This window comes from Specibacter sp. AOP5-B1-6 (genome assembly GCF_052376555.1).
In the GTDB taxonomy this organism is placed as follows: domain Bacteria; phylum Actinomycetota; class Actinomycetes; order Actinomycetales; family Micrococcaceae; genus Specibacter.
In genome coordinates this window covers 118,364-129,364 of sequence record NZ_JBQSVT010000009.1, presented here as the reverse complement: position 1 = coordinate 129,364, position 11,001 = coordinate 118,364, and the positions used below count along the sequence as shown (strand labels likewise).

The window sequence follows — 11,001 nt, the reverse complement described above, 5'->3', positions numbered from 1 at the left end:
TTAAGTTCCCGCAGTGAGAACGGCAGCGAATCATCGAGTTCGTGTCCGTCAACCAGTGCGGCCTTCCCTGCCGTGGGGGCACCAACCAGCGTGGGGTTGTAGCTGTTGATGCCATACCAATCGAGGGGTGCTGAGATGGCGACCAAATCGCCGTCGGGGATGGGTGGCAGCAACGGTGCAAGATCCTCGGGGTAGGCACCGGTGAGGATGGGATCGGCGAAGAGCCAGTTGGCAATGGTGTCATAGAGCCCGGCGGCCCGCAGGTCATCTTCTTCGCCACTGGCGGGCCATGTGGCCGCGTGGTTGTTGGCGATGCCGATGTTGCCAGCACCAGATGAACGCAGTGCCTGCACGCCCAGGCCGTGGGCCAGCAGGAGGTGGTGTGCCGCCGGCAGTGCGTCAAAGCCAAGGGACAGCCCCGGCGCTTGAATGCCTGCACCGTAGCCCAGCGTGGTCAGGACGACTGGTTCGTTGATCGTGATCCAGCGCGGGATCCTGTCGGCAAAGTGTTCACCCACAATCGCGGCATAGTCGGCAAAGCGTTCGGCCGTGTCCCGGTTGAGCCAGCCACCCGACTGTTCCAGTTCCAGCGGCGTGTCCCAGTGGAACAGGGTGGGGCTTGGAGCTATGCCTGCCTCGAGCAGGCCATCAACGAGTTTGTCGTAAAAGCCCAAACCGGCGGGATTCACCGGCCCGGATCCACCCGGCTGGATGCGCGGCCAGGAGAAACTGAATCTGTACGAGTCAACTCCCAGATTCTGCATGAGCCGGATGTCTTCCGGGTATCGGTGGTAGTGGTCGCAGGCAATGGCCCCGGTGTCCCCGTTCACGACCCGGCCGGGCAGGGCCGTGAACGCGTCCCAGCTCGAAGGTCCCCGGCCGTCTTCGTTGACGGCGCCTTCGATTTGATAGGCGGCGGTGGAAACTCCCCACACAAAATCGGACGGAAACGTGGGAAATGCAGGCTTGTCCATGGCGCCCCTTCAACGGCGGTGTGGCATTGCGGTACTTGGCCATGAGCCTCACGGACCCGGGACGGGAAGTCAAGGGTGCTGCGGCAAAATGGCCGGAATCCGCAAGGCCCATTGACACCTCCCGGCGTACGGCCCTTACCGGTGGTTGCCGCAGTCCCGGGAATGCTCATTGCACCGTTGATCGTGGTCATGCCGCCCCTTTGCAGCCGTCGCGCTCAACTGGCTTGGCGGTCGATGCCCAGCGTCGCAATGAGATCTTCGTGGAGCTCGAACCAGACCCGGTGGCAGGAATCCACGCCGGTGCCGTCGACCCAGCACGCTTCCCCTCCCCGGGCTCGACGCAGCGCAGCCTCGAATCGTGTGCTGTACCCGTCGAACCTTGCGAGCACTGCACTGAGCTGGCCGGCGAGTGGAGCCAGGGCTCTGCCGATGGACGTGAGTTCATCGAGGATTCGTTCGTCCCGCGCCTGGTCGGAATGGTCATTCTCTGCAAGCTTGTTGTCTGCTGTCGGGACGAGCTGCCAGTCGGTGCACGCTCGCTGGAGGCAGGCGTTCAGCGGGAGAAAGTCGCGGTGGGCACTGTGAATCTGCTCGGATTTTCCGGTTCTGGCGAGCTCCTCCCGAAGCTGGCGTTCATTCTGGGCACGACCTGATTCCGTCAAGGACCAGCCCCGCAGGCCCGCGAAGGCGGAGTGTTGCAGCCAGCCGAATGCCTGCGCATCGAGGAGAATCCGCTCCGTCTCGACGGAATCGATGCGGAAGCGCTGGCCAATCACCGGGGTGTCGGCAAATCCGAGAATGCGGGCCGCGTGCAGGACCAGAAGTTCGGGGGTTGAGGACAGGGTCATGAGCCGGAGCCCTGCCGGGAAGTGAGCCGGTTGTAATGCTGCTGGCACGCCTGGGGCGACTTGAATCCCATCGCGTCCGCGATCTGTGCCCAGGTCAGACCGGCACTGCGTGCGGTGAACAGCAGACCGGCTTCCAGTCCATCGATCTCAGCACGGGCCGCGGGCAGGAGCGTCAGTGCGCTGGCGACGGCATCCGGGGCAAGCTCGGTGGAGCGCCAAAGAGCGTAATGCGTGAGATCAACCGCAGAAGGCGGCGCAGGTGCCGGGCGCCACGGGCGGGCATCAAGCTCATCGGCACCAAGGGAACAAAGGTGCTCCTGCGCAGCTGTTTCCCGCCTGGCCTCCGGATGGTCGTGGCCAATCCGGTTCGCGGCATCATTCTTGTGTTCCATGCCGCAATCCTGCACAATCAACAGAACGTTGTCAATATTTTGTTGAAAGGTGGCGGAGTGATTCTTGAACTCAAGGACGCGTTCGTTGACACAAGCGGCGGCAAGGCAGGCGCACTCGGAGCGTTGCTCCGCGCCGGACTGCCCGTGCCGGATGGTTTCGTCGTACCGTTTGCACAATATCGGGCAGGCCTCGGCGGATGCCACGTCGAGCCAGTTGCCGGCAAGCCCAAGGGGCTCGAAGAGGCCCTTGAAAAGAACGATTGCGTGATCGGCCCCATGCCCATATCGGCGGCGCTGCGCGATGCGATCGCCCTCGGGCTCGATGTCCTTGGAAATCCGTCTGTCGCGGTGCGTTCTTCGGCAAACACCGAGGACACGGCTGAGGCCTCGGCAGCGGGCCAATACGACAGCATCCTCGCAGTCCAAGGCGCAGGCGCCGTCGCCGATGCAGTCCAGGCATGTTGGGCTTCACTGCACTCGGGGCGCGCCATCAACTACCGTTCGGCCATTGACCGGGACGCGGCGTCCAGGCCTGCCGCCATGGCGGTCCTCGTTCAGCGCCTCATTGATGCGGAGGTCTCCGGACTCATGTTCACTCCACCCCGTCCGGAGGAGGCAACCCACATCGAGGCGTCCTGGGGCCTCGGACCCACCGTTGCCGGAGGAACAGTCACGCCGGACTCGTACCGCATCACCGCTGACGGGGGTGCGAGCCGCCATCTCGCGGATAAAAGGATCCGGATGGACCGTGAGGGGGCGAGGCTGGTCACGGGCAGCGTTCCGAACTCCGATCGCGGCACGGCGGTGCTCGATGCGGCAACTGTTGCACGACTTGCCCACCTCGGGCGGGAAGTTGCCTCCCTGCTCGGCGGACCCCAGGACATCGAATGGGCCATAGCGGAAGGCAGAATCTGGATCCTGCAGGCCAGGCCGATCACTGCCACACCTCCACTGCCTGTCCCGCACACGGTGGCTGCCAGCCCCAACGCCGCATCACCGGCAACGCTGGTGGGAACACCCGGCAGCCAGGGGGCCGTCGCCGGAACCGCGCGGATCGTCCGCGGACCCGATGACTTCGCCCGTGTCTGCCGTGGAGACATCCTGGTCTGCCCCCACACTGACCCGGCGTGGACACCTCTGCTGAGCATCGCCGCGGGGGTTGTGACCGAGACCGGCGGTGTGCTGTCACACGCGGCGATCGTCGCCCGGGAGTTGCGTATTCCCGCCGTCCTCGGAGTTGTGGAGGCAACCACGCGGCTCCATGACGGCACTCTCATCTTCGTTGACGGCACAGCCGGAACAGTCGTCGTCGACCAGGGGGTTCCCAGCCGCCCGTGAAGCCATGGTCCGGCAGGCAAAAAAATAGTTCGAAGCTCCAGCTCCCAAGCAACTGCCTGGAACGCTGGAACTTCGAACGAATTGTGCCCTCGATAGGATTCGAACCTACGACCTTCCGCTCCGGAGGCGGACGCTCTATCCCCTGAGCTACGAAGGCGCGGCAACCGTGGCTGCCAAAGGGAACGAGAAAGAGCTTAGCAGGTGCAGGGCGAGGTATGTAAAACGAGCGGGCGGGGGACTGCGGACCGGTGGCGAAATTCGGCCAAGTCACCACCGATTCATGTCTTTCCGCCCTTGCAGATACAGGTAGCGTTGGGTCAATGGTGAACACATGGGGCTGACGATGCGGCACAAGGCGTGGCTCTTCGCGGCGGCCATCATCCTGACGGCCTTGACCCTGCGCACGGCTGTGACAGTGGTGCCGCCGTTGATTTCCACGATCAACGACGACCTTCCGCTCAGCGCCGCGACCATCGGCATCCTGGGCATGCTTCCCACCGCGGCCTTCGGACTGTTCGGCTTTCTGACGCCGTATGTGATCCGCTGGGCGTCCCTTGAAAAGCTGATTGTCGTCTCGATTCTCGTGGGCATAATCGGTCAGCTCGCCCGCGTCATGGCCCCCAACATATCCCTTTTTCTGGTCTTTTCAGTCGTGGCGTTCGCCGGCCTCGGCGCCGGAAACGTCCTGTTGCCGCCGCTGGTGAAAAAGCATTTCCCCACCAAGGTCGGCCTCATGACGGCCCTATACGTCACGGCACTCTCCGTGGGCACAGCGCTGCCCGCGCAGCTGTCGGTCCCCGTCGCCGACGCCGCGAACTGGCAGCTCTCGCTCGCGTCGTGGGCTGGAATCAGCACGATCGCACTGATTCCCTGGCTCGTTGCCTTGTTCGCCCAACGTACGACGGCGGCACGCGCCACCCCGGCTGTCAAGCCTTCCGCCGGGGGCGGGCAGGCAGCGGAGGACCCGGCAGCGGGTGCGACTCCGCCGGTTGGCCATCCCGACTTGACGGTGCATTCAACAACCTCACGCTCCGTTCCGCCCGGGGCAGCCCCGCCGTTGAAGATGAACCTGTGGCGGTCGCCGACGGCATGGGGCCTGACGTTCATGTTTGGCTGCACGTCGCTGAACACATACGCCATGTTCGCCTGGCTGCCCGAGATCCTCAGCCAGGCCGGGCTCGACAGGGGACAGGCAGGTTCCATGCTGGCTCTTTTTGCCGCCCTTGGCCTGCCGCTGAGCCTGAGCATTCCGCTCATCGCAGCCAGGATGCGCAATCCCTTCCCGGCGGTCCTTGTCATGCTTGGCTGCTTCATCGCCGGCTATCTGGGCCTGCTGCTGTCGCCGGCAAACGGCACATGGCTGTGGGTGTCGTTTGCCGGCCTGGGGCCGGGCACATTCCCGCTGTCGCTCCTGTTGATCAACCACCGCACACGCACCCAGTTTGGTGCCGGCGCCCTGTCGGGCTTCAGCCAGGGGATGGGCTACGCATTGGCCTGCGTCGGGCCGTTGTTCTTTGGCCTGCTGCGCCAGTGGACGGGGTCCTGGACCATGCCGTTCATGTTCTTGTTCGCTTCATTGCTGTTGTTGGGCGTCGGTGCCTGGATCATCTGCCGTCCCAGGATGCTCGAGGATGACTTCGCGCCCAGCCCCGTGGCGCCCTAGCCGGACGCTGGCCGGCCACACAGATTTCGAGTTTGCACTTATTGGACCGGATTGCGCTTTCCGACGTAGATTTCGTCCAACAAGTGCAAACTCGATCCGGGCGGGGCGTGGAATTCGGTCACAGCCGAGACACGGATTGGGGGACGGTGCGGCCTGAACCGTACACTTGGGGGTGTGACTCCTGAAGAACTTTCTGCCGCCATTACCTCCTGCCTAAAAGATGCCGTCGACGCCGGTGATATCAGCGTTCCTGCCGAGGCGCTGCCCACGGAAGTCAAGGTGGACCGGCCCAAGAGCCGTGAGCACGGCGACTGGGCCACCAACATTGCCCTGCAACTGGCCAAGCCGGCCGGTGTCCCGCCGCGCACGATCGCCGGGATCCTGCAGGCCCGACTGAGTGAAATCCCCGGTGTTTCCAAGGTGGACATTGCCGGCCCCGGCTTCCTGAACATCACTGTTGACGCCGCCGCAGCAGGCGAACTTGCCAAGGCGATTGTTGAATCCGGCGCAGCCTTCGGCACCAATACCGCGATGACCGGCACCAGGATCAACCTGGAATTCGTTTCCGCCAATCCCACCGGCCCCATCCACCTTGGCGGCACCCGGTGGGCCGCCGTTGGTGATTCCCTGGCCCGCATCTTCCAGTCACAGGGCGCAGATGTCACCCGTGAGTACTACTTCAATGACCACGGCAACCAGATCGACAAGTTTGCCCGCTCGCTGCTCGCCAGTGCCAAGGGCGAGCCCGCTCCGGAAGACGGCTACGGCGGAGCCTACATAGTGGACATTGCCGCTGAAGTCTTGGCCAACAACCCGGACATCCTCAGCAGTGAAGATCCGCAGGAAGAGTTCCGCGCCCAGGGTGTTGAGCTCATGTTTGCTGCGATCCGCAAATCCCTGCACGAGTTCGGCGTCGATTTTGACGTCTACTTCCACGAGAACTCACTCTTTGAAGACGGTGCCGTGGAAAAGCTGCTCGAGCAGCTGAAGCAGTCCGGCAACATGTACGCCAAGGACGGCGCCTGGTGGCTGAACTCCACCGACTACGGCGACGACAAGGACCGTGTCGTCATCAAGAGCGACGGCAACGCCGCCTACATCGCCGGCGACATCGCCTACTTCAAGAACAAGCGCGACCGCGGCTTTGACCTCTGCATCTACATGCTGGGCGCCGACCACCACGGCTATGTTGCGCGCCTGAAGGCCGCAGCTGCCGCCATGGGTGACGACGCCAACCGCGTTGAGGTCCTCATCGGCCAGATGGTGAACCTGGTCCAGGACGGCAAGCCCGTGCGCATGTCCAAGCGCGCCGGCACCGTTGTCACCATGGAAGACCTCGTTGAGGTTGTGGGAACCGACGCGGCGCGCTACTCCCTGGCCCGCTTCTCCAGCGACTCCAACATTGACGTTGACCTGGACGTGCTAACCAAGAAGTCCAACGAAAACCCCGTATTTTACGTCCAGTACGCCCACGCCCGCACCCGCGCAGTGGGCCGCAACGCCGCCGCCGCGGGCGTGGAGCGCAGCACCTTTGACGCCGCAGCACTGAACCATGCCACCGAGTCCGAGCTGCTGGCAGTACTCGGGCAGTACCCGGGCGTGCTCAGCCATGCCGCCACGTTCCGCGAACCGCACCGCGTGGCCCGCCACCTGGAAGTCATCGCCGGCGCCTACCACCGCTGGTACGACGCCTGCCGCGTGACGCCCATGGGCGAGGAAGCCATCACCGATGTCAACCGCACCCGCCTCTGGCTCAATGATGCCGTGGGCCAGGTGCTCGCCAACGGGCTGTCCCTGCTCGGTGTCTCAGCCCCGGAACGGATGTAGCAATGAACGAAACTGGAGTTGCCGGCGCGGAGCTGGCCCCCGAGTGGCTGCCTGCCGCCGGAGACCTCAATGCGCTTGTGCCCGCCATGTGGGCGCACGACGTCGAACGCGGACACAGCGGTGAAGTCACCGTCAGCGGCATCCCCGTCAGCGAGCTCAAAGCGCAGTTTGGCACGCCGCTGTTTGTCATGAGCGAGGACGACTTCCGCCTCCGGGCGCGCACGTTCAAGGATGCCTTTGACACCGCGTTCAAGGACATTTGCGGCGGCGTGGATGTCTACTATGCGGGGAAAGCCTTCCTTTCCATCGAAATTGCCCGCTGGGTGGATTCCGAGGGGCTCCGCCTTGACACCTGCTCCGGCGGCGAACTGGCCGTGGCCAAGCGTGCCGGCCTCAAGGGTGAAAACCTGGGGCTGCACGGCAACAACAAGTCCGGCGCGGAAATCAACCGCGCCCTGGACATGAAGCTGGGCCGCATTGTGGTGGACAGCCTGCACGAACTCAGGCGCGTCGCCGAGATCGCAGCGGGCCGCGGTGAAACAGCCAACGTCATGCTGCGCCTGACCCCCGGCGTGCACGCCCACACCCACGAATCCATCGCCACGGCGCATGAAGACCAAAAGTTCGGGCTGAGCTTCATTGCCGAGGATCCCGAGGCTCCCGGCATGAGCGCCGCCGAGGCCGCCGCGAAGCTGGCGGTGGAATCGGCCAGCATCAACTTTCTGGGTTTCCACGCCCACATCGGCTCGCAGATCTTCGAGGCCGAAGGCTTTGGAATCGCCGCCCGCAAGCTGCTGAACTTCACCCACACCATTCAGGAAACGTACGGCATCACGCTGCCCGAACTTGACCTGGGCGGCGGCTACGGCATCGCCTACACCGCGGTGGACACCCCGCGCCCGGCTGCCGAGGTCGCCCAGGCGATGGCCGCCGTCGTCCGCGAAACCTGCGCGGAACTGAACATGGCCGCCCCGCGGATCTCCATTGAGCCGGGCCGCGCCATCGTGGGCAGCACCACGTTCACGCTGTACGAGACCGGCACGCTGAAAACGGTGCAGGTCGAGGTTGACGGGCAGCCGGATGTGACGGCCCCGCGCCGTTATGTGTCGGTGGACGGCGGCATGAGCGACAACGCCCGCCCGGTGCTCTACGAAGCGGATTATTCGGCTGTTCTGGCCGGCCGCACCTCCGAGGCGGCTCCCGCACTGTCCCGAGTGGTGGGCAGACATTGCGAGAGCGGGGACATTGTTGTTAGAGATGTATATCTGCCCAATGATGTGGCGGCCGGGGATCTGCTTGCGGTTCCAGGAACGGGCGCGTACTGCTGGGCACTTGCCAGCAACTACAACTACGTGCCGCGGCCTCCCGTGGTGGCAGTGACGAATGGCGCCGCACGCTTGATTGTGCGCGGCGAGACCGAGGACGATTTGCTGGCACGCGATTTAGGGGCCCAGAACCTTTGACAGAGCGCAACACCGTGGATACTGCCGTGTCCACCGATACCAAAACCTTGAAAGTGGCGCTGCTTGGCGCCGGGAATGTCGGCTCGCAGGTTGCCCGCATCTTAATTGACGACGCCGGGACGCTGGCCGCCCGGACGGGTGCCCGGCTGGAGCTGGTTGGCATTGCCGTGCGCAATGTCGACGCCCCCCGCGATTACGCGGCCCCCCGGGAGCTGTACACCACCGACGCCTCGGCGCTGGTGCGCGGTGCCGACATTGTCATCGAGCTCATGGGCGGCCTGGAACCGGCGCGGACGTTGATTCTGGAGGCGATCGAGCACGGTGCGGCGGTTGTCACGGGCAACAAGGCGCTGCTGGCAGTTGACGGCCCCACCCTTTACGAGAAGGCCGACGCCGCCGGCGTCCAGCTCTCTTACGAGGCAGCCGTGGCCGGTGCCATCCCGATCCTGCGCCCCATCACCGACAGCCTGGCCGGCGACAAGATCACCCGCGTCATGGGCATCGTCAACGGCACCACGAACTTCATTCTCGACGCCATGGATTCCACGGGCGCCGAATTTGCCGACGCCCTCGCCGAGGCCACCCGGCTGGGCTATGCGGAGGCCGACCCCACAGCCGACATCGAGGGCCACGACGCCGCGGCCAAGGGCGCCATTCTGGCCTCGCTGGCCTTCCACACGCGTTTTGCCCTCGAGGACGTGCATTGCGAGGGCATCACCGGCGTCACGGCCTCGGACATTGCGGCCGCCAAGGATGCTGGATACGTCATCAAGCTGCTCGCGATTGCCGAAAAGATTGCGGCTCCTGCCGCTGCCGGGAAGGGTTCCGGAAAGGACGACGGCGGCCGGCCCGCCTCGGGCGTCAGCGTCCGCGTCCATCCGACCCTGCTGCCCCGCGAACATCCCCTCGGCGCCGTCCGCGGCGCGTTCAACGCCGTTTTTGTGGAAGCCGAGTCCGCCGGGGAGCTGATGTTCTACGGCGCCGGCGCCGGTGGTTCACCCACCGCGTCGGCCATCATGGGTGACGTTGTTTCAGCGGCCCGCCGACTCGTGCTGGGCGGCCCCGGCCGCACCGATTCCACGATTGAGGTGCTGCCGGTGCTGCCGATTGAGGCAGTGTCCACGCGCTACTACATTGACCTGGACGCGGCAGACCAGCCCGGCGTCCTGTCCAAAATTTCAGCACTCTTTGCCGAGAACGGCGTCTCGATTGAGTCGATGCGGCAGACAGTGCACCGCGAACCGGGCGAGAATGAGGGGCCCGGCACTGCCGAGCTGCGCATTGTCACCCACCGTGCGGGCGAAGCTGCCCTGGCAGCAACCGTTGCGGCCATTAACGGCCTCGACGTCATAAATTCAGTTACTAGTGTCTTGAGGGTGGAGGGAGTCTAATGGCTCACCAGTGGCGCGGGGTTGTCCGCGAGTATGCAGAGCGTTTGCCCGTAACGGCTGAAACCAAGATCATCACCCTGGGCGAGGGCGGGACACCGTTGGTGCCTGCCCGGCACCTCTCCGAACTGACAGGTTCCACCGTGTACCTGAAGGTGGAGGGCATGAACCCCACCGGATCCTTCAAGGACCGCGGCATGACGATGGCCATGACGGCTGCGGTTGCCGCCGGCGCCAAGGCTGTTGTGTGTGCCTCCACCGGGAACACCTCGGCGTCGGCGGCCGCCTACGCGAAAGCCGCGGGCCTGACCTGCGCGGTGCTGGTGCCCGAAGGCAAGATCTCCATGGGCAAGATGAGCCAGGCCGTTGCGCACGGAGCCACCATCCTGCAGGTGGCGGGCAACTTTGACAACTGCCTCGACGTGGCCCGCAAGCTTGCCGAGTCCTACCCGGTATTCCTGGTGAACTCGGTGAACCCGGCACGCATCGAGGGCCAGAAGACCGGTGCCTTCGAAGTGGTTGACGCCTTGGGTGACGCACCCGATTACCACGTGCTGCCGGTTGGCAACGCGGGCAACATCAGTGCGTACTGGAAGGGCTACAAGGAATACTGTGCCCCGTACGAATCGGCTGAGAACGGCACCCTGCCGGCAGTCTCCACCCACACCCCCGTCATGTGGGGCTTCCAGGCGGCTGGTTCGGCGCCGTTCGTTGCCGGCCACCCCATCACCGAGCCCGACACCATTGCCACGGCAATCCGCATCGGAAACCCGGCATCCTGGGACCTGGCCATTGCCGCGCGTGACGAGTCCGGCGGACTCATCGAAGCCGTCACCGACGAGGAAATCCTGGCCGCACACCGCTGGCTGTCAGCCAAGGAAGGCGTCTTTGTCGAGCCGGGTTCGGCAGCAGGCGTTGCCGGACTGATCAAAAAGCACGCAGCCGGCGAAGTGCCCACCGGCAAAACCATTGTCATCACAGTCACCGGCCACGGCTTGAAGGACCCGGACTGGGCCTTGAAGAATGCAGACGGCAGCTCAGTGCAGCCCCAGTCTGTTGACTTCGACGTCGTGACTGTTGCCCATGCACTGGGCCTGACGGACTAACA

Annotated in this window: 9 protein-coding genes and 1 tRNA gene; 6 read left to right on the top strand and 4 right to left on the bottom strand. The window is 64.6% G+C overall.

The window, feature by feature from the left end; all coding sequences use genetic code 11:
- From ACT3TS_RS06730 to ACT3TS_RS06720, 3 genes are all read right to left on the bottom strand, one after another.
- A partial coding sequence (locus ACT3TS_RS06730; protein ID WP_444530727.1) for a glycoside hydrolase family 1 protein occupies positions 1-974 on the bottom strand: 974 nt, incomplete at its 3' end.
- Positions 975-1,189: 215 nt separating this feature from the next.
- Positions 1,190-1,822, bottom strand: coding sequence for a transcriptional regulator (locus tag ACT3TS_RS06725; protein ID WP_444530726.1), 633 nt, complete (start codon positions 1,820-1,822; stop codon positions 1,190-1,192).
- Positions 1,819-2,214, bottom strand: a complete 396-nt coding sequence (locus tag ACT3TS_RS06720; protein ID WP_444530725.1) for a DNA-binding protein — start codon at positions 2,212-2,214, stop codon at positions 1,819-1,821. The genes ACT3TS_RS06725 and ACT3TS_RS06720 overlap by 4 nt, the downstream gene beginning before the upstream one ends.
- Positions 2,215-2,271: 57 nt before the next feature.
- Between ACT3TS_RS06720 and ACT3TS_RS06715 the strand changes: the two genes are divergently transcribed.
- On the top strand, positions 2,272-3,552 hold the full coding sequence (locus tag ACT3TS_RS06715) for a PEP/pyruvate-binding domain-containing protein (RefSeq protein ID WP_444530724.1): 1,281 nt from the start codon (positions 2,272-2,274) through the stop codon (positions 3,550-3,552).
- Positions 3,553-3,636: 84 nt separating this feature from the next.
- On the opposite strand, the gene ACT3TS_RS06710 is transcribed toward ACT3TS_RS06715, so the two are convergent.
- Positions 3,637-3,709, bottom strand: a tRNA-Arg gene (locus ACT3TS_RS06710).
- 174 nt (positions 3,710-3,883) lie between these two features.
- Here ACT3TS_RS06710 and ACT3TS_RS06705 point away from each other — a divergent pair.
- The 5 genes from ACT3TS_RS06705 (at position 3,884) to thrC (ending at position 10,999) form a co-directional block, all read left to right on the top strand.
- Entirely contained in the window at positions 3,884-5,215 is a 1,332-nt protein-coding gene (locus ACT3TS_RS06705) for an MFS transporter (RefSeq protein WP_444530723.1), read from the top strand.
- A gap of 174 nt (positions 5,216-5,389) precedes the next feature.
- Positions 5,390-7,042, top strand: coding sequence for an arginine--tRNA ligase (gene argS, locus ACT3TS_RS06700; RefSeq protein WP_444530722.1), 1,653 nt, complete (start codon positions 5,390-5,392; stop codon positions 7,040-7,042).
- A gap of 2 nt (positions 7,043-7,044) precedes the next feature.
- Complete coding sequence (lysA, locus tag ACT3TS_RS06695) at positions 7,045-8,505, top strand: diaminopimelate decarboxylase (protein ID WP_444530721.1); 1,461 nt, start codon at positions 7,045-7,047, stop codon at positions 8,503-8,505.
- Positions 8,506-8,531: 26 nt separating this feature from the next.
- Entirely contained in the window at positions 8,532-9,896 is a 1,365-nt protein-coding gene (locus tag ACT3TS_RS06690) for a homoserine dehydrogenase (RefSeq protein ID WP_444530720.1), read from the top strand.
- On the top strand, positions 9,896-10,999 hold the full coding sequence (gene thrC, locus ACT3TS_RS06685) for a threonine synthase (RefSeq protein WP_444530719.1): 1,104 nt from the start codon (positions 9,896-9,898) through the stop codon (positions 10,997-10,999). The genes ACT3TS_RS06690 and thrC overlap by 1 nt, the downstream gene beginning before the upstream one ends.
- Positions 11,000-11,001 lie beyond the last annotated feature (2 nt).

Excerpts from the sequence above, each read along its gene's own strand:
- thrC (WP_444530719.1), top strand. The coding sequence starts at position 9,896 with ATGGCTCACCAGTGGCGCGGGGTTGTCCGCGAGTATGCAGAGCGTTTG.
- ACT3TS_RS06705 (WP_444530723.1), top strand. The coding sequence starts at position 3,884 with ATGGGGCTGACGATGCGGCACAAGGCGTGGCTCTTCGCGGCGGCCATC.
- lysA (WP_444530721.1), top strand. The coding sequence starts at position 7,045 with ATGAACGAAACTGGAGTTGCCGGCGCGGAGCTGGCCCCCGAGTGGCTG.
- ACT3TS_RS06720 (WP_444530725.1), bottom strand. The coding sequence starts at position 2,214 with ATGGAACACAAGAATGATGCCGCGAACCGGATTGGCCACGACCATCCG.
- ACT3TS_RS06725 (WP_444530726.1), bottom strand. The coding sequence starts at position 1,822 with ATGACCCTGTCCTCAACCCCCGAACTTCTGGTCCTGCACGCGGCCCGC.